This is a genomic window from Paenibacillus sp. Pae15 (genome assembly GCF_024519685.1).
In the GTDB taxonomy this organism is placed as follows: Bacteria; Bacillota; Bacilli; order Paenibacillales; family NBRC-103111; genus Paenibacillus_G; species Paenibacillus_G naphthalenovorans.
Genome location: NZ_JALJRM010000004.1, coordinates 22249 through 44776, shown reverse-complemented (window position 1 = coordinate 44776; position 22528 = coordinate 22249). Strand labels below are relative to the sequence as shown.

Annotated in this window: 18 protein-coding genes and 1 riboswitch; of the genes, 2 read left to right on the top strand and 16 right to left on the bottom strand. The window is 51.5% G+C overall.

Annotated elements, in window-relative coordinates:
- Nucleotides 1–64: 64 nt before the first annotated feature.
- Together ggt and NR121_RS04500 are read right to left on the bottom strand one after the other, a co-directional pair.
- Nucleotides 65–1612 carry a gamma-glutamyltransferase gene (gene ggt, locus NR121_RS04505; protein WP_256830837.1) on the bottom strand — a complete coding sequence of 516 codons (1548 nt, stop codon included), beginning with the start codon at nucleotides 1610–1612 and terminating at the stop codon, nucleotides 65–67.
- 274 nt (nucleotides 1613–1886) lie between these two features.
- On the bottom strand, nucleotides 1887–2378 hold the full coding sequence (locus NR121_RS04500) for a hypothetical protein (RefSeq protein WP_074727431.1): 492 nt from the start codon (nucleotides 2376–2378) through the stop codon (nucleotides 1887–1889).
- 358 nt (nucleotides 2379–2736) lie between these two features.
- Between NR121_RS04500 and NR121_RS04495 the strand changes: the two genes are divergently transcribed.
- Together NR121_RS04495 and NR121_RS04490 are read left to right on the top strand one after the other, a co-directional pair.
- Nucleotides 2737–3246: an RNA polymerase sigma factor gene (locus tag NR121_RS04495; RefSeq protein ID WP_074727432.1), complete on the top strand. Its 510-nt coding sequence runs from the start codon at nucleotides 2737–2739 to the stop codon at nucleotides 3244–3246.
- Complete coding sequence (locus tag NR121_RS04490; protein ID WP_256830667.1) at nucleotides 3239–5224, top strand: TolB family protein; 1986 nt, start codon at nucleotides 3239–3241, stop codon at nucleotides 5222–5224. Before NR121_RS04495 ends, NR121_RS04490 begins: the two co-directional genes overlap by 8 nt.
- Before the next feature lie 114 nt (nucleotides 5225–5338).
- Here NR121_RS04490 and cysI read toward each other — a convergent pair whose 3' ends face one another.
- The 14 genes from cysI to NR121_RS04420 all read right to left on the bottom strand — a co-directional run bounded on the left by cysI (nucleotide 5339) and on the right by NR121_RS04420 (nucleotide 22525).
- Nucleotides 5339–7063: an assimilatory sulfite reductase (NADPH) hemoprotein subunit gene (gene cysI / locus NR121_RS04485; protein WP_054817285.1), complete on the bottom strand. Its 1725-nt coding sequence runs from the start codon at nucleotides 7061–7063 to the stop codon at nucleotides 5339–5341.
- 38 nt (nucleotides 7064–7101) lie between these two features.
- Nucleotides 7102–8925, bottom strand: a complete 1824-nt coding sequence (locus tag NR121_RS04480; protein ID WP_137670724.1) for an assimilatory sulfite reductase (NADPH) flavoprotein subunit — start codon at nucleotides 8923–8925, stop codon at nucleotides 7102–7104.
- Between the two features lie 338 nt (nucleotides 8926–9263).
- A complete protein-coding gene (locus tag NR121_RS04475; protein WP_062410561.1) occupies nucleotides 9264–10577 on the bottom strand; it encodes an MFS transporter in 1314 nt (437 codons plus the stop codon).
- Nucleotides 10574–10672 carry an integrase core domain-containing protein gene (locus NR121_RS04470; RefSeq protein ID WP_160327404.1) on the bottom strand — a complete coding sequence of 33 codons (99 nt, stop codon included), beginning with the start codon at nucleotides 10670–10672 and terminating at the stop codon, nucleotides 10574–10576. The genes NR121_RS04475 and NR121_RS04470 overlap by 4 nt, the downstream gene beginning before the upstream one ends.
- A 373-nt stretch (nucleotides 10673–11045) precedes the next feature.
- Nucleotides 11046–11771, bottom strand: coding sequence for a hypothetical protein (locus NR121_RS04465; RefSeq protein WP_256830665.1), 726 nt, complete (start codon nucleotides 11769–11771; stop codon nucleotides 11046–11048).
- Nucleotides 11761–12291 carry a sigma-70 family RNA polymerase sigma factor gene (locus tag NR121_RS04460; RefSeq protein WP_256830663.1) on the bottom strand — a complete coding sequence of 177 codons (531 nt, stop codon included), beginning with the start codon at nucleotides 12289–12291 and terminating at the stop codon, nucleotides 11761–11763. The genes NR121_RS04465 and NR121_RS04460 overlap by 11 nt, the downstream gene beginning before the upstream one ends.
- A gap of 170 nt (nucleotides 12292–12461) precedes the next feature.
- Nucleotides 12462–14612, bottom strand: a complete 2151-nt coding sequence (locus NR121_RS04455; RefSeq protein ID WP_074727440.1) for a sensor domain-containing protein — start codon at nucleotides 14610–14612, stop codon at nucleotides 12462–12464.
- A gap of 91 nt (nucleotides 14613–14703) precedes the next feature.
- A riboswitch (cyclic di-GMP riboswitch) is annotated at nucleotides 14704–14787 on the bottom strand.
- A gap of 345 nt (nucleotides 14788–15132) precedes the next feature.
- Nucleotides 15133–15951, bottom strand: a complete 819-nt coding sequence (locus NR121_RS04450) for an alpha/beta fold hydrolase (protein WP_256830661.1) — start codon at nucleotides 15949–15951, stop codon at nucleotides 15133–15135.
- A gap of 43 nt (nucleotides 15952–15994) precedes the next feature.
- A complete protein-coding gene (locus NR121_RS04445) occupies nucleotides 15995–16777 on the bottom strand; it encodes a 2-keto-4-pentenoate hydratase (protein ID WP_054819826.1) in 783 nt (260 codons plus the stop codon).
- Nucleotides 16778–16792: 15 nt separating this feature from the next.
- Complete coding sequence (gene dmpG / locus NR121_RS04440; RefSeq protein ID WP_256830659.1) at nucleotides 16793–17818, bottom strand: 4-hydroxy-2-oxovalerate aldolase; 1026 nt, start codon at nucleotides 17816–17818, stop codon at nucleotides 16793–16795.
- A 26-nt stretch (nucleotides 17819–17844) separates the two neighbouring features.
- A complete protein-coding gene (locus NR121_RS04435) occupies nucleotides 17845–18732 on the bottom strand; it encodes an acetaldehyde dehydrogenase (acetylating) (RefSeq protein WP_054819824.1) in 888 nt (295 codons plus the stop codon).
- Nucleotides 18729–19535 carry a 2-keto-4-pentenoate hydratase gene (locus tag NR121_RS04430; RefSeq protein WP_256830655.1) on the bottom strand — a complete coding sequence of 269 codons (807 nt, stop codon included), beginning with the start codon at nucleotides 19533–19535 and terminating at the stop codon, nucleotides 18729–18731. Before NR121_RS04430 ends, NR121_RS04435 begins: the two co-directional genes overlap by 4 nt.
- A gap of 194 nt (nucleotides 19536–19729) precedes the next feature.
- Nucleotides 19730–21586, bottom strand: a complete 1857-nt coding sequence (locus NR121_RS04425; RefSeq protein WP_137670714.1) for a XylR N-terminal domain-containing protein — start codon at nucleotides 21584–21586, stop codon at nucleotides 19730–19732.
- A gap of 294 nt (nucleotides 21587–21880) precedes the next feature.
- Nucleotides 21881–22525 carry an alpha/beta hydrolase gene (locus tag NR121_RS04420; RefSeq protein ID WP_054819820.1) on the bottom strand — a complete coding sequence of 215 codons (645 nt, stop codon included), beginning with the start codon at nucleotides 22523–22525 and terminating at the stop codon, nucleotides 21881–21883.
- Between the last annotated feature and the right edge of the window lie 3 nt (nucleotides 22526–22528).

Genomic DNA, 22528 nt, shown 5'->3' with positions numbered 1-22528 from the left:
ATAAAGCGAAGCACGAAGAACGTCTGACGATCATGCGGTCGTCAGACGTTTTTTGGGAACAGGCCTACCACGCGGCCACTTCTCCATCCGTCCTCGGATCGGTAGCTCCGGATAAAACGCCGGTTTCAGGATCACGCCAAATGATTTGTCCCCGGCCAAAGCCATCCTCTTTTAATACGACATTCACCTGATGCCCCTTGCGTATTAATGCTCTGGCTATCTCGCTGGAGAAGCCCGCTTCAACCTCCACCGTTTTATCCCTGGTCCATAACCAACGCGGTGCATCCAGGGAAGCCTGGGGATTTAAATGGAAGTCAATCGTATTCATAATGACCTGAACATGACCCTGAGGCTGCATGAATCCGCCCATTACACCGAATGGGCCGACCGGTTGACCGCCCTTTGTCAGAAACCCCGGAATAATCGTATGGTAGGTTTTCTTGCCCGGTTTTAACACATTGGCATGATCCGGGTTCAAGGAAAAGGTATGGCCGCGGTTTTGCAGCGCTATGCCTGTACCCGGAACGACGATACCTGATCCAAATCCCATATAATTGCTTTGAATAAAGGATACCATATTCCCTTCCCCATCCGCAGCGGCCAGATAAACGGTTCCTCCCCTCGGCGGATGTCCGGGTTCGGGCGCAAGAGCCTCTTCACCAATCAGGGCGCGGCGTTCCGCCGCGTACTGTTCACTTAACAGTTCCTCTGCCGTGACCTTCATGTCTGAAGGCTGGGTAATATACTTCCTTCCATCGGCAAAAGCGAGCTTCATGGCCTCGATTTGCCTGTGATAGGTTTGCACGCTCTCTTTCTCCGGGAAATCGAATCCCTTCAGGATATTCAAGGCATGGAGCGCAACCAGGCCTTGCCCGTTAGGCGGGATCTCCCACACATCATACCCCCGGTAATTGACCTTAATGGGGTCCACCCATTCCGGGGCATATTCCGCTAAATCTTCCTTCCGCAAAAATCCGCCATGCTTTTGAAAGAAGGCATCGATCCGTTCGGCAAGCTCCCCGCGGTAGAAGGCTTCTCCATTCGTTTCGGCAATCAGCCGCAGGGTCGCCGCATGTCCGGTCGACCGCCAGATCTCCCCCGCCTTCGGGGCTCTGCCTCCTGGTGCAAAGGTATCGAACCAGGGCCGGAACTCTTCCCCTTTAAAGCTTTCTTTATAGTCCTCATAATAAAGCTGCCAAAACTTTGCCAGCGTCGGGGAAACAGGGTAACCGCTTTCGGCATAGTCGATAGCCGGGGCCAGCACCTGCGTCAAAGGCAGCTTTCCGTACTTCCTCGACAGTTCGGCCCAAGCGCCGACAGCCCCGGGGACCGTAACGGGAATCATGCCGCGCTTAGGCATCTCATGATCATAACCAGCCGCTTTGACGGCTTCCATCGTCAGCTTTTTGGGGGCTGGACCCGAGGCGTTGAGGCCATGCAGCCTTCCATTAACCCAGACAAGCGCAAAAGCGTCCGAGCCGATTCCGTTCGATGTCGGCTCGACTACCGTTAAGCAGGCTGCCGTCGCAATGGCTGCATCAATGGCATTCCCGCCTGCTTTCAAGATTTGCAAACCGGCCTGCGCTGCCAGCGGCTGAGAGGCGGCCACCATCCCTTTTCGTCCATAGACCACATTTCGCCGGGAAGGATACGGATAATAGTGAGCGTCGTAGGTTACTGTCAAGGGCTTTCCCCCATTCCAATAAAGTTAAGGAAGCTTATATTTTATGATATAATTGGCGAGGAGAACATTCCACCTAATGAGATTTCCATGTATATGTAATTATACATATTCTCCGCTATCCTTTCATCTGTGTCTTTTTATTGCGGCCAGGTCCTTGCATCTAAGGTCATTCGTATAACCAAATCCGGAAACGGTTGTCTCTTTAGCGCCATATATAGCTTTTAAAGAAGTAATCCCTATTCCGCCAAAGTACGAGCAGCACCAGAAGTGAGCCTGCAAGCATCAAAAAGAAGCCTGCATACAACCCCGTTGGCGAAAAGAGAACGTCGGTCATCCGCAACGCGTTATCGTCCATCAGCCGGCCCCTGGCTTCTCTTTGTTCAATGAACAGTTGTTTAATGAGATCATTATTCCTCAGTGCGATTTGCAGTGCGGTAAACTCCTCCAATTTGGATACGGCGATACTTGCGAGGGCTAACCAAAACCCGATCGCTTTAGGCCTCAGTATGAGCCAAATCACAAGCGCATCCAGAAGAAGCAGCGTTCCCAGAAAAATGAAAAACAAATGCGGTTTCCCTTCGCTGTGAAAAAGGATATAATCGCTCTTCGATGGATAGGTTACTGCCATAAACAACGATTTGAGGAAAGCACTGGCGAACACGCCAAACAGAAAATAAATGGATTTTGTCTTCATAAACATCCTCTCAACCGCTTCCGCATAGGATATGCTCCGGTTTATTTGTTCCATTTTTCATACGGTGAATTATAAAATGAATAGCATCAACGGCATGGTATGATGATGGGCCGCATGATGAATCATAAGCGGGATTAGCCGCGCGATAACGCCTTAACGCGTTACGATCTATCATGATTGTATCGTCGGATGATCCAAGGGATCAAGAAAAATTTGCATATTCCTTGCCGTGGCACTCCATCCTCTTACTTTTGCAGCGAAAACCTGTTGTTTTGTATTCCGATTAATATTTTATTTTGAACTAACGTGTTCCTTTTTTCGTTTGGCTTCGTTATTTAGTGTGAGAGGTGGGGCCCCGATGAAAGAACCTTTTATCGAGATATACGATCGTTTTTTTAGTGATATTTACCGGTATGTTTACATGAAATTAGGCAACAAATGGGATACCGACGACATCGTAAGCGATATTTTCCGCAAGGCGTTTGAACGCTATGCTTCACTTCAGGAGCAGTCGAGTGCGAAAGCATGGCTTATTACGATCGCCCGCAATACCATCATCGATTTTTACCGCAAGAAGAAGGATACGTTCATCGGCGAGGGAATGGATAGGCTGATTCAGCCGTTCTCCTTTGAAGAACAGGTAGAGCTTAAAGAGGATATGGAATGCCTGCAAAAAGCATTGTCCTCTCTCTCCGAAGAAGACCAGGAACTCATTCAGCTAAGATATTTTGCAGAATTAAAGTACAAAGAGATGACGGAGATTGCAGGTAAGTCGGAGGAAACCATCAAGACGCGTGTCTATCGTTTAATCAAAAAGCTGGGCGTGCTTGTTAAGCAATGTTTGGAAGGAGAGAAAATCGGTGGATGATCATCAAGTCGAGCAAGCTTTAAAAGAATTAAAAAAACGGATACCTGTCAATATGGAACTCAAACAACGGCTTGGAAAAGCGTTCAAACGGCGGCAAAGACAGCGAACTTTGCAAAAATGGGGTCTTGCCGCGGCGCTCCTGTTGTTGGCAGGGACATTTATGCTTCAGGGCCCGGGAGGGCTGCAAACGGTTCAGGCTCAGGAGCTGCATGTGCAAAACCAGATATCCTTTATCGATATAGGCTCCGGAAGCCCGTTAGGAGTTTCCGAGTACAAAGGAACGGTATACCTCCCGGTTGCCGGAAAGGGCTTGTTCGCCTATGACCAAAGCGGATTTCACCAGCTGCTTCAGCAGGAAGTCAACGAGGCCAAAATCAATCAGGACGGAAGCAAGCTGATTCTGCAAACCGGCGGCACGCTGGGCGTTTATGATGTTGCGCAAAAGAAGTATACAGAGCTCCTTAAAGGCGATGGTTCTGCGGTATTCTATGAACAGCCTTCCTGGAAGGATCATCAAACCATCCTGTATGTCAAAAAGGTGCTGGAACAACAAGAGCATGGATTTACAGTGAAAGAATCCGGCATCTACGAAATGACTCTGGACAGCCTGGCGCCGACAAAGCTTGGCGATGGAGCATCTCCCTCCTATGTTAACGGAGAGAAAGCCATCGTATTTGAAAAAACGGCAGACACCCGGTCTGAAGTGGTCTTCAAAGATTTAGCCAGCGGCCAAGAGTCCGTGATTGATGAAGGGCGGAATCCCGCCGTTTCTCCCAATGGAAAATATATCGCCTATATTACATCCGAGAACAACCGACGTGAGCTGCAATCCCATGTGTATGCGGAGGATACGGTAGACCAAATCCGGATTTCCGATATTGACGGCAAAACCAAGCGAGTGGTAACTTCCAATACGCCAAACCGCCAAATCCATGAACAGGACCTGCCTAAAGGACTTACGCCGGGCGATACGCCGCAAGTGCTCAAGGTTACAGGCTTGTACAGCTATTATCATCCCGTTTGGAGCAGCGATTCCCAAAGCTTGTTTGCTTTGAAAAGCAAGAACTCGGAAGGCTCGACCATGAGTGTGATGCGCATTGATTTCTCGAAAAAGGCGCTGCAGGAAGAAGAAACGGTCCGTGCTTTTAATCAGGCGAAGATTCTGCGCGACCTTGATTTTGCCCGGAGTCTCTTGAAAGATCATCAGGACTTCCTCATCGTTTCCAATCCGCACCAAGTGAGCTATACCATTACAGGTTCGGGAACGGAGAATAACAGGCCTTATGTGGATGTGGAAGAACATTGGGCCTATACCGCTAATCCGTATTATTCCTTCAGCCACGTCCGATACTATCTTACGCCAAAAGAACAAGGTTATCTTATTGATGAAACGAAGGACCTGCCGGGAGGGGGATCGATACTTCAGCAGCCGGACGGATTCATCGTGATGGAAAAGGATGACGGCTCGAAGCAAAGGCTCTTTTCAGCCGATACCCTTCCAAACGAGCTTCGGCCCGAAGGAAATTTTCGTATTTCGTCGTTAGCCTACCTTTCGAAGCAGAATCAGGTTATTTTCTCTCTCCAGGTTTTACAGGATCCGGGCATCGGTCAGGCGTCCTCCGTGAAGGTCGTTACTTATGACATAGCCAACGGAACGTTCAAGCTATTGGAGCATGTCACCGCCATCAACGGCATGAAGAATGTTGGCGTAGAAGGAATCATCGTATCGCCGGACGGCCGGTACGCAGCGCTGGATCTTTTCTCGGACGATGATAAGCAGTTCCAATCCCATGTTCTTCTATTGGACATCGAACAAGGTACCGCATCCATGCTCGAAGATGCGCTCTCCGCCACAAAAGTGGAAGGAACGCACACTTACTTCTGGGATCGGAACCAGCTGCATTTCATCCTCACCAGCCATGGGCAGCAGATGCATTATCAATGGAACGCGGCGGCTCAAGTCGTCGAGCTTCCTTAATCCTCATCGCCTCTCCGCGAGATAAGCAAGGAGCAGTCTAAAGCTGCAATGACAGCTTCAGACTGCTCCTGTTGGTCTTGCCCTATGATGCATTTAATCCAAACGCAGGTTTACTTACGAATGGAAATCCTGACCGGAACGAACTTCCTTGACATAGCCGGCGCGGATGACAAAATCGCCGAAGTGCTCGCCTTCCCGCCGTTCCTTTGCATAATGAGTAAGAATCGGTTTTAACGACTCCAGAATTTCCGCTTCGCCGATGTTTTCCTTGTACAGCTTATTCAGCCGGTTTCCGGCAAAGCCGCCTCCCAAGTACATGTTGTATTTGCCGGGCGCCTTGCCGATAAACGCGATTTCCGCCAACATCGGTCGGGCGCAGCCATTCGGACAGCCGGTCATGCGAATGACGATCTCCTCGTCGCGCAAGCCCGCTTCCTCCAGCATCGGCTCGATCTTATCCAGCAGCGTAGGAAGGTAGCGCTCCGATTCGGCCATCGCCAATCCACAGGTCGGCAGCGCCACACAGGCCATGGAATTTCTCCGCAATGCGGTATAGTGGGCCCCGTCGGTAAGCCCGTATTGCTTGATCAGTTCCTCAATCTTTTTCTTCTTCTGGCTGCTTACGTTGCCGATGATCAGGTTCTGGTTGGGAGTGAGCCGGAAATCTCCGGAATGCACCTTGGCGATTTCCCGCAGACCCGTCATCAGAAGATAGCCGCCATCGTCTTTGACCCGGCCGTTCTGGATAAAGAGCGTGAAGTGCCATTTTCCGTTGGTTCCCTTTACCCAGCCATAGCGGTCCCCGTTGTGGTCAAAATGGTAAGGACGCGCTTCCTCAAGCTTCCACCCTAGACGTTCGGTTAGCTCATTGATGAACCAGTCGATGCCGCGGTCGTCGATCGTGTACTTGAACCGCGCGTGCTTACGGACCGAGCGATCGCCGTAATCCCGTTGGATCGTGACCGTCTTCTCCGCGACGTCGATGACTTGCTCCGGCGAGCAGAACCCGATCACTTGACCGATCTGGGGATAGGTGTTCGGATCGCCGTGCGTCATCCCCATGCCTCCGCCTACCGTGACGTTGAAGCCCTTCAGGCGTCCATCTTCGACAATCGCGATAAAGCCCAAATCCTGAGAGAATACGTCTACATCGTTGGAAGGCGGGACGGCTATGCCGATTTTAAACTTCCGGGGCAGATAGACAGGCCCGTATATCGGCTCCTGCTCTCCCCCGTTATCCCGGCTATCCACCACTTTTTCCCCGTCAAGCCAGATCTCGTGGTAGGCTCTGGTCCGGGGATTGAGGTGCTCGCTGATCCGGCGGGCCCACTCGTATACTTCGGAGTGAACCGCCGACTGGTACGGATTCGGGTTGCACATGACGTTGCGGTTTACGTCGCCGCAAGCGGCTAGCGTGCTCAGCAGCGCATCGTTGACTTCCCGTATCGTATTCTTCATGTTCCACTTGAGTACGCCATGCAGCTGGAAGGACTGACGCGTCGTCAATCGAATCGTTCCGTTCGCATATTTCTGCGCGATGCGGTCCATCATCAACCACTGATCAGACGTAACCACCCCGCCTGGCGCACGCACGCGCACCATGAACTGATAAGCCGGCTCCAGTTTCTGCTTCTGCCGTTCGTTGCGCAAATCCCTGTCGTCCTGCATGTAGCTGCCATGAAATTTCATCAACCGGTTATCGTCTTCGGGTATGGAGCCTGTGATCACATCTTCCAGCGTTTCTGCAAGGCTTCCCCGCAAATAATTGCTTCTTTTCTTAATTTCCTCTACATCACTGTGCGGCGCACTGTTCGGTGATAGTAAATTATTTTCTGACATGTTGGATTTTCTCCTCTCGCGATCTTCGGGACTCGGACTTAATAAACATCCCGCTGATAACGTTTCTGCTGTTGCATACGGGTCAAATATTCCGCGGCTTCCTCAGGGCCCAAGCCTCCCTCTTTTTCGAGGATCGTGATCAGAGCCGCATGGACGTCATGCGCCATCTTCTTCTCGTCGCCACAGACATACACACAGGCTCCTTCCTGCAGCCATTGGTAGAGGTCCCGGCTCTTTTCAAGCATACGGTGCTGTACGTACACCTTCTTGTCGGTATCGCGGGAGAACGCGACATCCATACGTGTCAGCACGCCCTCCTTCAGCCAACGCTGCCATTCGATCTGATAAAGGAAGTCCGTGGAGAAATGCTGATCGCCGTAGAACAGCCATGTTTTGCCTTCGGCTCCGATCTCCTCCCGTTCTCCGAGGAAGGCCCTGAACGGAGCGACCCCGGTACCCGGTCCAATCATAATGATCGGCGTATCCGGATTCTCCGGAAGCTTGAAGTTCGGGTTATGCTGAATGTACACAGGCAGCGTATCGCCCGGCTGTACCCGCTCCGCAAGCTGAACGGAGCAGACGCCGTACCGGTTTCGTCCATGAGCCTCGTAGCGAACCGCGCGGACCGTCAGGTGTACCTCACCCGGGTACGCTTTCGGGCTGCTCGCGATCGAGTACAGACGGGCAGGCATCTTCCGAAGGATCGATACGAATTCGCCCGCAGGCACACCTTTAAGCGAGTAATCCTGTACCAGATCCAACAGATCCCGCCCGTTGAGATACGCTCTGAGCTCTTGTTCGCGTCCCGCCTCCAGAAGCTTTTTCAGCTCCTGGTTCGAAGTCAGCTTTGCCGCTTGCTCCAGCAACGGCTTGGTCAGAACGGTGATTTCATAATTACGAAGCAGCGCCTCCCGCAATGGCCGCTCCTCGCCATTCTTATTAATGGCAACGGGCTCCTCTGCCTTCCAGCCCATCGCTTCGATCAATTCATCCACAAGGCGGGGATGATTCTCCGGATAGATGCCCAGGCTGTCGCCCGGTTCATACTGAAGATTGGATCCCTCAAGGGACAGCTCAACGTGGCGAGTTTCCCGCTCCGATCCGCGGCCGTTCAGATTCAAATTTTCAAGAACCTCGGCATGGAACGGATTCGATCTCGAATATTCCGTTTCCGTCCCGCTCACGACCGCCGCGCCGGCTGCACTTGCGACGGCCGGGGCCGCCGATGCACCGCTGAGGGATTCCAGGACGCGGTTCATCCACTCTGCTGCAGGCTCTTCAAAGTCCACGTCGCAGTCGACGCGCGGGGTAAGCCGCCTTGCGCCCAGCTCTTCCAGGCGCTTGTCGAAATCCTTGCCCGTTTGACAGAAAAATTCATAGGACGTATCTCCGAGCGCGAGCACGGAAAACTGCGTGCCCTCCAATTGGGGCGCTCTCTTGCTGTAAAGGAACTCATAGAAAGCAATCGCGTTATCCGGCGGCTCTCCTTCCCCGTGGGTGCTCACCACAATGAGCAGGTTTTGGACCTTCTTTAAGCTATTCGGCTTGAAGTCGGCCATCGAAGAGAGCGATACCTGAAAGCCCCGCTCTTCCAGTTTCTTGGACAGCTTCTTCGCCAATCCTTGACTGTTGCCTGTCTGCGATCCGAAGAGTACGGTAACCTCCTTGGAAACGACCGCTTCATTCGCCGGCAAAGCCGCTAGCGGCGCAGGAACAGGCGTCACCGCGGCCGCCGAACCTTGAAGAGCCGTAAGATATCCGCTCAGCCAGATACGCTGTGCTTCCGTCAGCAGAGGCAGAACGCGATTGAGCAGTTCTACTTGCTCCTGATTAAAAGGGCTGTTTGTTACTTCCAGTTTCAACAATATCCACCTCGCAAAGCTTCCAAATGATATGAAATTCCCAGTATACACATCTTAATAATTTCCTACTATTCTGAACCTATCACAGCTGGCGGTGCAGGTCAATTAGAATAACCTTATAAGATTGATCAGATATATTAATAAATGCATAAATTCTAGAAGAATCTGCCCCGGGAAGCATCCGGTCACCGGAATCGCCGTCTTTTCTTTCACTGAAAAAGCAGCCGCCGCGGCGACTGCTTTGAATGTCTTTAAGAAAATAAAAAGCTGGCCTTTGACGGGGCGCTTTGAGCCCACTTATTGTAGCTTCAGAGTGCCTGAGCCAGGTTCGCGGACAGCTAGCCCCTTTTACCGTCGAGCTCAGCTTCGATACGGGAATGTTTGGAAGACTCATCCATACGCCAGTAGACGATGAAGCTCACGAAAATGCAGGCGGCTACGTAGAAATAGAAAAGCGACTCGGCTCCAATGCTCTTGAACCATAACGCGATGAACTCCGCCGTCCCTCCGAACACCGCAACGGTAATTGCGTAAGGGAATCCCACGCCAAGGGCGCGGATTTCGGTCGGGAACAGTTCGGCTTTCACGATCGCATTGATGGAAGTATAGCCGGTGACAATGATGAGACCTGTCAGCATGAGGAAAAATGCTCCGATAGGGTTCTTCATCTGCTCCAAGATCAGGAACAGCGGCACGGTCAGCAGCGTTCCGAGGATACCGAAACTAATCAATAGCGGGCGCCGGCCGATCCGGTCCGATAGCAGGCCCGCGAGCGGTTGAAGCACGACGAATACCAGCAGGGCAATAAAGTTGATCCAGCTGACGACCTCCTTGCTGAGGCCCACCGTATTCACCATGAACTTCTGCAAATACGTCGTATAGGTATAGAAAGCGACGGTTCCTCCAAGCGTTAGTCCGACCACTGTCAACACCGCCTTGGGGTGTTTCATCAGGGTCCGAATGGTTCCGGCACGCTGCCTGCTTTCAGATCCCATTTTGGAGAATTGCTCCGATTCGTCCATCGTGCGGCGCAGCCACAATACGGCTAATGCTCCAACGGCTCCGATGAAGAAGGGAATACGCCAGCCCCAGGATTTCATATCGGGTTCGCTGAGTATTTGCTGGAGGATGATCTGGACGCCCAGCGCCACCAGCTGTCCGGCAATAAGCGTGACGTACTGGAAGCTCGAGTAGAAGCCGCGGCGGCCGCTGCTGGCCATCTCGGACAGGTAGGTTGCCGAGGTTCCATATTCTCCGCCCAGCGACAACCCTTGGAGCAAGCGTGCAAGCACCAGAATAATGGGGGCCAGCACGCCAATGGTGCCATAGCTTGGAGTACAGGCAATGATCAGGGAGCCACTGGCCATGACGGTGATGGAAAGCGTCAGCGCGGCACGGCGGCCATAACGATCGGCGTAGCGGCCCAGCAGCAGGCTCCCTAATGGGCGCATCAGGAAGCCGACGGCGAAGATTGCCGCCGTGTTGAGCAGTTGGCTGGTCGGGTCTCCCTTCGGGAAGAACTCAGACGAGAAATACACGGCGAAAGCTGCATATACGTACCAGTCGTACCATTCGATCAGATTTCCAACCGATCCTTTGAAGATGTTGCTTGTGATGCGTCGCATGTTTGCACGCTCAATCGATTGAGTCATGGTGAAAACCTCCTTATGGGCCTTGCCTCGCCGAGGGACTGGTGAGGACGTTCCCCGTTGTAAAATTGGATATAACGAGCTATCCCTTGACGCAACGCGCGAGGGTCTTCGAATTCGTTTATGTGAAGTGAGAGCCCTGGTCGCTGTTCATGATTTCCGGCTTGCAGAAGAGCAGGTAGGGGCGAGTATAGGTGGCGTGGAGACGCTTGCTCAGGTTCGCTTCGGATAGACCGCTTCGAGCCCCATTACCTGATTGTTTTATTTTGTTCACTGGGAACATCAAATATCCTCAAGTTGACACGATATTCCAAACGTTTGACGGCATGAACAATCCAAACAAAAAAGAGGGGTATTCCCCTCTTTACATCTCAATGATTTCCTAACCATTGTTAAGTGCACAGTCCAAAGCCTTATGGATTAACTCATTCCGTTAAACGATTGCCTTTATTAGCGAAATCATCATCCCTGTTATGACTCCTGTAATTTAATTTGCGCTTCCCACTCCCCCTTTATTTCCAACGGCGCATCGCCCTTTTTATGCCCATAAAAAGAATGAATTCTTAACGCAAGATGATGATTTCGTTCAAAAATATCTCTTGGTATGATCAGACGGGCTTGAAATTTTTTACTGCTATTGTCGTCGGGTACAGCTTCCGATAAAAGTTTACTGGAATCCCGGATCTCGAAGCTGTAGTCCTGATCCGTTATCGCTTGAACGGTCACTTCCTTGTCATCCAACATTTCACCCGAGCTTCCGACAATCGTGAATTCCCCCAACGAGACCACCTCGATCTCACGATAAGGTACACTGGTTCCGTGAAGTATGGTTACGGTCAGCGGCACAACGGCGTTCTCTGCATTCATATCAGGCTCGCCAAGTTCAACCTTGATTTCATCGGTCGCTTGCCTATATTCCGTACCCGTTACTGCCCCTCTCCCGTTTACTATATCTTTAAAGTATCCCTTAACGGATGATGCAAGGCCGGGTTCAACTGCCATCATTAATGCAAAGACCAAGGCGGAAGCGGCGATGACGCCCCCAATTCCTTGCCATAACCGTTTCATTCCCATACCGCTCCCATCTCTTTGCCCGGCAAGTTCCTGCATTGCTTTTTGAACACCGAGTACACTTCTTTGATGAAGCTCCGCCGGGATTTCTATTTTGTCCATTTCCTTCTTGATGTTATTTCCCATTCGCTTCCGCCTCCCCGCACATCCCGCGAAGTTTATCCAATGCCCGATACAAAACCGTTTTGGCTGTTCCTAATGGAAGCTCCAGCATCTCTGCTGCATCCTTGATGGTGTAATCCTGATAGAATCTTAACAAGATGATGCTTTTTTCCGTTTCATCCAATTTCTCGATGATATCATCCAGCATAATGGAGATCGTTACATCATCTTCGTTTTCCGTCCGTACGCAATCCCATTTCCGCGGTTCAAAGTGAATCACCTTGGTTCGCTGGCGTAGTAAGTCTAAAGAACAACGAATGGCGATTTTTGTAAGCCAGGTCTTAAAATATTGCGGTTGCTTTAAAGTCTTTATCGATTTAAATGAGCGATAAGCCGTTTCCTGGACTACATCCAAAGCATCTTCCTGATTTTTCACATAGACAAAAGCCATGCGGTAAATCCGTTCCTCATGCTGCCTAAAAAGTTCCAAATAGGCCGTTTCATCACCCTTTTGCGCCTTTTGGACAAGGTTGATGGTATCCAAATGTCGTCTCCCTCCTCCCGGTTTCACTTATTAGACACCCCAGTCCCTCATTTGGCTTTAAAAAATACGATGAAAACAAAAAAGAGGGGAATCCCCTCTTCGGCCAATGCATTCGTTTTCTTGGTCTCTTTGACCTGTTCACCCGCATAGGGGAGAAATAGGTACAATGCCTAGGTGGTTATCGGCAAATCTTTCAAATAGTTCTCAAAATCCTGACTGGACAACGGTTTGCTGAATAGAAAGCCCTGCCCGTGACCGCATCCGTCCTCATTCAAAACGGCCAGCTGCTCCGGAATTTCAACTCCCTCGGCAATCACGCTTAGATTTAACGTTTGGGCAATGGTCAGTATCGCCTTTACAATCGCATGGCTTTCCTTATTCCGGTGAATATCCCGGATGAAAGAAGCATCGATTTTCAAGGTGTCTATGGGAAGATTCTTGATATAACTGAATGAACTGTATCCCGTTCCAAAATCATCGATAGACGTATGAACGCCTAAATTCCTGATTTCCTGCAGAATCGCTGCCGCATTGTCTATGTCCGCAAAAATACTTTCTGTAACCTCAAGTTCCAGCCATTGCGGTTCCAGTCCGGTATCCTTCAATATCCTGCTGATCATGTCCAACAGGTCAGGTTGATAGAATTGTCGGGCAGACAAATTCACGGATACTTTTAATGGAGGGTATCCTTGATCCTGCCAATGTTTATTTTGCTCACATCCTCGGCGAAGAACCCATTCTCCCAAAGGAATGATTAATCCGGTTTCTTCGGCTATAGGTATGAATTTATTCGGCGCGATCCTCCCTAATTCGGGATGATCCCAACGAACAAGCGCTTCCATGCCGGTTACTTTCCCTGTCGCAAGGTCAAGTTTGGGCTGATAATCAATACGAAATTGCTCATATTGAATGGCCTTTTTCAGTTCATTTTCCAACAGGATGCGTTCCAAAGAACGTTCTTCCATATCCGAATGAAAGAATGAAACTCCATTCCTGCCGCTATCCTTCACAGCATATAGAGCCATATCCGCTCGTTTTAACAATTCATCCGGGTCCCTCCCATCCGATGGAAAGAGGGCGATACCCATGCTGCAAGAAATACAATGGCGCTGCCCGAACAGCTCGATTGGTTCCTGGAGGCTGGTTTGGATCCTTTGAGATATGGATTCGACCTCCGCCGAACTCGACAGGTTCGTCAATAATACGATAAACTCATCGCCCCCCAATCGGGCGACCATATCATTCGAACGAATGCAATGACTGATTCTTTTGGCTGCTTCGATGAGAAAAAGATCTCCGGCCTCATGACCGAGCGAATCATTAATATATTTAAACCGATCCAAGTCAAGAAATATGACGGCCAATTGCGAATGACGGCGCTTAGCTTGATGGACTTCTTTACGCAACCGATCCATAAATAATCTCCGGTTCGGCAAATCCGTCAATGTATCGTGGTAAGCTAAATGGTAAATCGTTTGTTCCGACTTTTTCCGTTCGGTGATATCCCGCATAATCAGAGTCAGGCTGTTGACTTCGCCCGATTGGTTGAGGATCGGATTGATCTTGGTTTCCATATAGCAATAGCTGCCGCCCCTCGTACGGACCCGGAACTCCAGCGGCGGAGACTCTTTTCTGGCGGCCAGCCGGCTCTCAATCGCATCAACGACCGTCTCGCGGTCTTCTTCATGCACCCATTGAAGGATTTGGCTGGATTCAAAATCAGCCAAATCGTGTCCTAACAAGCTTTCGTGGGAAGGAGACACATACAAAAAATTCCCCTCCGCATCAATGATTGAAATCAGGTCCGACGAATTTTCGGTGATTAAACGGTATCTTTCCTCGCTTTTCCTGATCTCTTCTTCCATTTGTTTTCGGAGGCTGATATCATTTCGAATCGAAACATATTGATACGGTCTTCCTTGTTCATTTAAAAAAGGAACGATGGTCGTATCTACCCAATAGAATGATCCGTCTTTGGCTTTATTCCGTATTTCCCCCCGCCAAATATCTCCGGATCCGATGGTGGCCCACATGTTCTTAAAAAAATCACGGGAGTGATACCCGGAATTAAGTATCCGATGGTCCTGACCAAGCAATTCTTCCCTTTCATATCGGGAGATTCTGCAAAACTGTTCATTAACGTAGAGTATGATCCCGCGCGGGTCGGTTATGGCCACAATGGAGGACTGGTCCAAGGCATGCCTGATATCGGCCAATTCCTTTAAAATATTTTTCAATTTCTCGTCCTTTTCGAATAATGGGCTTTCCAAAAAAGGATATGTTGGTGAAACGGACACACGATTTGAACCTTGATTTCTCATCTCTCATCACCCGTTAAATTTGATTTGGAAGGATGCCGCCGGAATGGTTCGGCTCCACCGAAATTCATTGTAAAAAATAAACCGACCCTATAGATTATGGGGTCGGTTGCACTACTCGCTCCCAGCCATTCAAGTGCCCAGTTGAGAATGGCTGATCATGGCTTCCACAAAGATGGGGGTTATGATCATCATTGCGTTCACAATACTCCAAGAAAGACACCCTTATCCGGGCCGGCTGCCGGGACTGACGGGTAGCCTTTCGGCCTCATGAAGAGGAATAGTCCGCTTCTCGCGCGCTCCTGTTTCTAGGACGACGGACCTGGTTTTTATTATAAACGATCGAAAATTAATTTCCAATATCTTGATTGTAAAATGATCCGCCGGGAACGAAAAAAAGACCAGGGCCCCAGCCTGATCTTCACACTGCACATTTCCTTTTTTCAATTCAACGGACGGGCGATCACGCCATGAAGCCGCCCGCGGCAGCCTGCGGCGCGGCTTCTTTTCCGTTATAAAGCATCTATTTTTGCAAAAAATATTCCACCAATGTGCAGAACGAATTCGTCTTTTCGATCTGCGTCCAATGTCCGCATGTTGAAAACATATGAAACTCCGCATCCGGCAGCAGCTGCGCCAATTTCCAGCTGGTCTGTTCGACCGGAATCACTTCGTCTTCCCGACCGTGCACGAGCAGCACCGGACAATCGATCCGTTTGACTTGATCCTCCGTTAAAGCCATCGCATCGATATGGCGCTGCCGCGGGGCGGGGAACATCGAAGCGAAGGCCGACTGGTTTTCTTCGTTCAAAGTGGCTTGATAACGCATATGCACCAGATCGCTGTTTTCGGCAAAGCTTTTGTCATAGGAAAAAATTTGGATCAACTGTCTCATTGTTTCCGGATCCGGCGTATAGCCCCACACACGGTCCAGACCTTCCGTCAGAGGGAAGGAAACACCTACGCTCCCCATTAGCACCAGCTTTTTCACCAGATCCGGCCTTCGATAGGCCAAATGCAGAGCAAGACAGCCGCCGAGGGAATTACCGACGATCGACGTCGGCCCGATATGCTTCGCTTCAATGAATGCGATCAGCTGCTCCACCCACGCGTCTACCCCGTATTGAGCCGAAGGGGGTTTTTCCGACGAGCCGAAGCCGATCAGATCCGGAGCGTATACGTGATAATGCTTCGATAAAATCGGATACACCAAACGCCAATTCGCCCAAGCCGAAACCCCCGGCCCGGAACCGTGAATCAAAAGCAGCGGCTCCCCTTGTCCGGCTTCATGATAATACACGCGATGACCGCCGATCGTGTCATACAATCCTTGCTCCTGCATACGCCAACCTCCCCGATAAATAATATGAATGTAAGCCGGCACTTCAACCTTGCACCCTGAATTGCATCGTTCCCAGCCGGTCCCAGATCGCCGTGACCGTATCCCCGGCTTTCAAGGTGTGCGCACCCGTTATGCCGCCGCTCAGGATGACCTGACCCGCCTTTAACGACTGACCTCTGCGGGATAACATATTGGCCAGCATCGCCACCGATTCGGCCGGATGGCCCAATACTTCCGCTCCCGCTCCGGCGTCCTTCCATTCTCCGTTGATCGATAACGTAACGCCGATCAAATCGAGCTCCAAGCCGACGGGACTTCTGAAGCCCGAGCCGATAAACACGCGAGACGACGAAGCGTTGTCCGCTACGACATCCGGCAGCGCAAACTGGAAGTCCTCATATCGGCTGTCAATGATCTCCAGCGCAGGCACGACATATTCCGTCGCCGCCAACACCTGCGCAGCCGTCACTCCCGGTCCCTGTACGTCCGCTGCCAGCACAAACGCGATTTCCGCTTCCACCTTCGGATGGATCAGCTCATCGAGTCGAAGCACATCGCCTTCCACGACCATATAATCAAAAATGAACCCGTAAATCGGCTCTTCAACGTTCATTTGCTTCATCTTCGCCCGGCTCGTCAGCCCCATCTTGGGCCCGATCACCCGATAGCCCTGCTCCAGCTTTCGGGCGATGAGCGCTTCCTGAATGCGGTAGCCGTCTTCCACCGTCAATTCGGGCCGCCGCTTGGTAAACCGCTCGACTTCTCGTTTGCCGACCTCCGACTCGATTAAAAACAAGGCCATTTCCTCATAACCACTTGGATTCATGGACATCCCCCCATCCTAAACCGGCGCTTCCCGCTTTCCTTTCGCCAGTTCGGCCGCAACGCTCATAATCATATCCTCCTGCCCGCCTACCGCCTTGTGTCTTCCGATTTCCAACAGAATGTCTCTGGCATCAAGCCCGAATTTCTCCGCCGCCCGTTCCGCATGAAGCAGGAAGCTGGAGTACACCCCCGCATAACCGAGGATAAGACTGCCTCTTGTAATTTCCTGCGGCTTCAGCAGAATCGGCGCAACGATCTCCTCCGCCAAATCCATGATTTTATAAACGTCGATGCCGGTTTCGATGCCCAAACGGTCCAGCACCGCGACCAGCACTTCCGTCTGGGTATTGCCGGCGCCTGCGCCGAGACAGCGGACGCTGCCGTCGATCCATGTCGCGCCCGCCTCAATCGCCGCCAGCGTATTTCCCATCGCAAGGGACAAATTGTTATGCCCGTGAAACCCAACCGGAACGGAGAGCGACTGCGTGAGCGCGCGGATTCGCTCCGTCACCTGATGGGGCAGCAGCGCTCCGGCCGAATCGACCACGTAGACGGTATCCGCCCCGTAGCTTTCCATTAATTTCGCTTGTTCGGCGAGCAACCGGGGCGGGGCCATATGCGACATCATGAGAAAGCCGACGGTGTGCAGCCCGAGCTCCTTGGACCTTGCGATATGCTGTGCGGAAATGTCCGCCTCCGTGACGTGGGTGGCGATGCGTGCCATGCCGATCCCCAACTTCGCCGCCTCGTTCAAATGGCGAATCGTTCCGATCCCCGGGAGCAGCAGCACTCCAATCTTCGACGTGGTACAAACAGAAACGGCCGCTTCGATCAATTCCATCTCGTTCGTCCGCGACAATCCGTATTGCAGCGATGACCCGGCAAGTCCGTCGCCGTGGGATATTTCAATATAAGGAACGTTCGATTCATCGAGCGCTTTCGCTATGCTGATCACTTGATCTGCCGTATATTGATGGTTGATCGCATGGCTGCCGTCGCGAAGCGCCACCTCGGTGATCGTAATCCGTTGATTCGTCTTCAATCCCTCTTCCTCCCTCGGACCCGGATTCATGATACGGCGGCTTCGGACAGCCGGTTCTTCGCCACTTCCTCCGCAACCTTCACAGCCGACGCCGTCATAATATCGAGATTGCCGGAATAGGAAGGCAAATAATCCCCCGCGCCCTCGACCTCGAGAAACACCGATACCTTATTGCCGTCAATGATGGGCTCGGTTCTCAGCCGATAGCCGGGCACGTACGACCGGATATAGTCGACCGTTTCGGCAATGGAAGCGGCGATCGCCGACGCGTCCGCCTGCCCTTCGACCAGCGCATAGACGGTGTCCCGCATCATGACCGGCGGTTCGGCGGGATTTAGGATGATAATGGCCTTTCCGCGCTTTGCCCCTCCGATGAGCTGAATGCCATGAGAGGTCGTCTCCGTAAACTCGTCGATATTGGCCCTTGTCCCCGGACCCGCGCTCCGGGAAGAGATGGTTGCCACGATCTCTCCGTAGCTGACCGGAACGACTTTGCCGATCGCATGAATAATCGGAATCGTCGCTTGCCCGCCGCAGGTGATCAAATTGATGTTCTCCGCCTTCAGATGCTCAGTCAGATTGACAGACGGGATGACATAAGATCCCACCGCGGCAGGCGTCAAATTAATGGCGATTTTCCCCATTTCCTTAAGCATCCTGGCGTGCCGAATGTGCGCTTTGGCGGAGGTGGCGTCAAAGACGATATCCGCCATATCCGGAGCCTCTTCAAGAAACGCTTTCAAGCCCCTGCTAAAGGTGGCGTATCCTCGTTCCTGCGCCCGTTTTAAACCGTCCGACAGCGGATCGATCCCGATCATGGCCGTCAATTCCAGCACAGGCGAGCTTCTCAGCTTCATCATAAGATCAGTCCCAATATTGCCGGAACCCAGAATAGCCGCTTTCAGTTTTGTCATATCCCATCCCCCGAGCATCGAAATGAAACGCCGACTTGTCCGAGACAGGCAATCCTCGCGGAGAACGTATCCCCGGGCTCCGCGTTCACAGCGGCCGAGAGGGCTCCGGATAAAATCACCTCTCCCGCCTTCAGCGTAATCCCGAACTCATGCAGCTTGTTGGCCAACCAAGCGGCGCAGTATGCCGGATTCCCCAGCGCCGCCGCGCCGACCCCCGTATTGACGAGGCTGCCGTTCTTGTACAACGCCATCCCGAGACGCGGCAAATCGACTTCATCGACCCTCACCGGCTTGCCGCCAAGCACAAACAGCCCCGAGGAAGCATTATCCGCCACCGTATCCTGCAGCTTGATCTTCCAATCCGCGATGCGGCTGTCCACGATTTCCAAAGCGGGCAAGACGTATTGGGTGGCGAGCAGCACATCGGCAGCCGTTACGTTCGGGCCCGCCAGGTCTTTTTTTAAAACAAACGCGATCTCCGCCTCCACCTTCGGCTGCAGCAGCCGTCCCGCCGGGATGTCTCCGTTATTCTCAACGGCCATATCGTCTAACAAATGGCCGTAGTCCGGTTGATCGACGCCCAGCAGCTTCTGCATGGCAAGCGAGGTCAGCCCGATCTTCTTGCCGACGATTTTCGCTCCGCCGGCCACTCTTCGCCCGATCGTCTCCAGCTGCACCAGATACGCCTGCTCGACCGTAAGCTCCCGATCCAGCTCCGTCAGCGGCGCGGCGCCGGCTAACGTTTGTTCCGCAGCAGCCAGGTGGTCCGCATACGCGGCCGCTTTTGCAAAGGAATGCACCATGTATCGCCCCCCTTTTAATGAAAATCATCTGCGTACAATCCGATCATAATACAGGGCGTGATCAAAGTAAGCAGACGATTCCTATTGGATTTCCGCCCAAATCGCGGCATTCTTCGTATGAAAGGTACGAACGCGCCGGCGACAACCTTCCCGAAAAAAACAATCACGACGCGATCGGTCGGGCTAAAAGCGATTCACAATTCTTCAAGCTCCAGGTTCATATCCAATTCTCCTAATGCAATCATCGATTGAAGCGCTAAATAGATTTGATACGTAACGGCCGGCCGGTTGATGTCGCACTCCAGAATCTCGTTCAACCGTTGAAGGCGATATCTCAATCCGCTGATAGAAATATTCATCTTGCGGGACGTCTTGTGGACGTTGCAGCCGTTGCTGACGTAATGGTACAGTGTCTTCGTCAGTTCCATGTCCTTATGCCGATCTTCCCGGATCAGCTTGCCCAGTCTTTTGTCGACGAATTTCTCGATCAAATTCACGTTGCTGGCCTGGAACAAGACCCCCTCGATGCCCAGGCTGTCGTAATGCACGACGCACGATTTCGGGTTCGTAATTTTCAGCGCGGCCAAGCTTTCTTCAAAAAGCTGCCCGATTTCTTCCAGCCGTTCCGAGGAGGAGCTTACGCCCGCCTTAAAGTCCAAATGAGGATACTTTTGCTGCAAACACTCCACGATTTTTTTGCTTACATCGCGTTTCGTATACCCTCGTTCCGTTAAGGCCGTTTCCGAGAACAGCAGCGCTGTCTTCCCGGACTTATCTGCTATGAGGTTGTTGATTTGGCGGTCTCTGCAGAAGTTGTATAAGCTGTTTACAAGCTCGTCGTTGAAATCAAGGGGATATCTTGAGGACAGCTTTTTCGATTTCTCGTGCAGCGTCACCATAAAAAACGGAGGCCGCACATCAAATTCGAAATATTGCGCCCGGCGCATGAATTCTTCCCGGCAGAGATGACCGGAGATCATCTCATCCAGAAAACTGCCCTTCATCCGCTGCTCCGCCATCAAGCGGGTTCGCTCATTTAACAGATACATGGAACACGTGACGGCGGCACGCTCCAGAATCATCCAATCGACTTCCTGGGGCAGCCCATCGTCGTAAAGAAAATAGCAATACCCCACAATATTCCGTTGCAAAAAAATAGGCGTCACCAGGTAACACGTATTCTTCACCGACAAACATTCCGTCCGCGTAATACCCGACAAGCCTTTGATTTGACGCTCCGCTAACTCATGCTGTTCAATTCCGGACATCGCCAATACCGTTTGATGCTTATCCTCGATCAGCACGGGAATGCCCGTCGTTTGAAACAGCACCTTGGCAATCGACGACAGATCCTTCTCCCGCAGCACTTCATTCATTAATTTTTCGTGCACTTGGTACGTTCTGTTCAAATTGTCCCGTTCAATCCTCAGCTTCTCGAACATCCGGTCCAATTCGTTGATCAAGCTGTCAGGCTCATAATATTTCAACACGTCGTCCGCTTTGCCTTTCCACTCTTTCACGGTCTTGCAAATCGGGAAGCAGCAGTCGTTCCCCATGGCTTGACAGCTTTGCTCGATGACGATAACTTTCTCGCCTATAATGGTGGACAAATACCCGCTGGCATAGCCGACCAGAGTGTGGCATTGCGGATGACCGCCCTTCCCGAATTTCTCAAGATGCTCCTTGGCCTCATAGGAGTTCCGCCAGAGCGCTTCCATATGCATCGTCTTTTTCTCGAAATCGAAGTCGTTCTGCAGAATGATCACTTCTTCCAGGTTCCCGTGCAAAATGTGCATCCTGGGTCCGGCAAGCAGCGCTTCGGCCGGGTCGTCCCAAGCCAATTGCTTCATTTTCAGAGCATCGCTGACGCCGCAATGCCAGCCATATCGCATCAAAAAGCCTTTCATTCGTTCCGGACCGATCGTTTCGATCAATTCCTTGCGCAGCGTGCCGATCGCCGACGTTGGGATCGATATCATCTTCTCGTAACGGGGATCGGCATCGAAGGACGTTTTGTAAAACTCGTTTAACTTTAAATCCGCAGACCTCATAATCTCCCCACCTTACTGAAAGTTGGCAATGATGATTCTGCATGTTTACGATGGCAAGCATTTGATGCTTTCCCATTGTAAGCGTATTCAATAATAATTGTACTACGTTTTTGATTCTCTGGCGAATTATACACCATCTCCGTTCTTGAAAATACGCCGATTTGTGCGGGAATACCGGGGCTGCAGATGATCTTTCCGTACGAATCGTACGAAACTCCATCGCACGCCGGCCAAAGCCATAGCCAGGACAATCATTAACGAAAACGGCCCTCCGATGAGGGCCGCCTAATTCGCCTAACGCGCAATCTCCTTCTCAATCCAGGCCACGACGTCCGCTTTATTCCGGTCGGTAATTTCGTGTGCCGCGGAATACGTTACATACTGGATGCGTTCGACTTTGTCTTTGAGGTATTGATGACTCTCCGCTCCTACTGAAGGGGGAAAGATCGGATCGCAATCGCCGTCAGAAAGAAAGACGGACAGATGACCGGCCGGCAGAATAACGTACTCCTCCTTTACGAAGGATGGAATGTACCCGTTCATTGCAATCACGCCTTTGACTTTACTGCCGAGCGTTAGAGCCAAGGTCAAGCTCAAGATGGCTCCTTGGCTGAAGCCGATCAAATAGACTTGTCTCGGGTCGATAGGAAAGCGACGGACGGCATCGTCTATGAAGTGCTGCAGCATTTCCACGCTGCGGTCAAACAAGTCACGCTCCGGATTGCCGAAGCTCTTCAAATAATAATAGGCGTGTCCCTCCTCGTAAGGTAGATGACCGCGAATGCCGATCAAGAACAGCTCGCCTTTCAGCGGCTCAATAACGGACAGCATATCTTTCTCGGTATAACCAATCCCGTGAAGAGCGAAAACGGCCGGATACGTCTTCCCCGATTCGATCGCTTTCGGGGGAATCACCGTGTATTCGAATGGAGCAGCCATCTC

What these genes read in the sequence shown, in the direction of transcription:
- ggt (WP_256830837.1), bottom strand. Translation starts at nt 1,612, where the DNA reads ATGGTGGCCGCCTCTCAGCCGCTGGCAGCGCAGGCCGGTTTGCAAATC.
- NR121_RS04500 (WP_074727431.1), bottom strand. Translation starts at nt 2,378, where the DNA reads ATGAAGACAAAATCCATTTATTTTCTGTTTGGCGTGTTCGCCAGTGCT.
- NR121_RS04495 (WP_074727432.1), top strand. Translation starts at nt 2,737, where the DNA reads ATGAAAGAACCTTTTATCGAGATATACGATCGTTTTTTTAGTGATATT.
- cysI (WP_054817285.1), bottom strand. Translation starts at nt 7,063, where the DNA reads ATGTCAGAAAATAATTTACTATCACCGAACAGTGCGCCGCACAGTGAT.
- NR121_RS04475 (WP_062410561.1), bottom strand. Translation starts at nt 10,577, where the DNA reads ATGACTCAATCGATTGAGCGTGCAAACATGCGACGCATCACAAGCAAC.
- NR121_RS04465 (WP_256830665.1), bottom strand. Translation starts at nt 11,771, where the DNA reads ATGGGAAATAACATCAAGAAGGAAATGGACAAAATAGAAATCCCGGCG.
- NR121_RS04455 (WP_074727440.1), bottom strand. Translation starts at nt 14,612, where the DNA reads ATGAGAAATCAAGGTTCAAATCGTGTGTCCGTTTCACCAACATATCCT.
- NR121_RS04450 (WP_256830661.1), bottom strand. Translation starts at nt 15,951, where the DNA reads ATGCAGGAGCAAGGATTGTATGACACGATCGGCGGTCATCGCGTGTAT.
- NR121_RS04445 (WP_054819826.1), bottom strand. Translation starts at nt 16,777, where the DNA reads ATGAATCCAAGTGGTTATGAGGAAATGGCCTTGTTTTTAATCGAGTCG.
- NR121_RS04435 (WP_054819824.1), bottom strand. Translation starts at nt 18,732, where the DNA reads ATGACAAAACTGAAAGCGGCTATTCTGGGTTCCGGCAATATTGGGACT.
- NR121_RS04430 (WP_256830655.1), bottom strand. Translation starts at nt 19,535, where the DNA reads ATGGTGCATTCCTTTGCAAAAGCGGCCGCGTATGCGGACCACCTGGCT.
- NR121_RS04425 (WP_137670714.1), bottom strand. Translation starts at nt 21,586, where the DNA reads ATGAGGTCTGCGGATTTAAAGTTAAACGAGTTTTACAAAACGTCCTTC.
- NR121_RS04420 (WP_054819820.1), bottom strand. Translation starts at nt 22,525, where the DNA reads ATGGCTGCTCCATTCGAATACACGGTGATTCCCCCGAAAGCGATCGAA.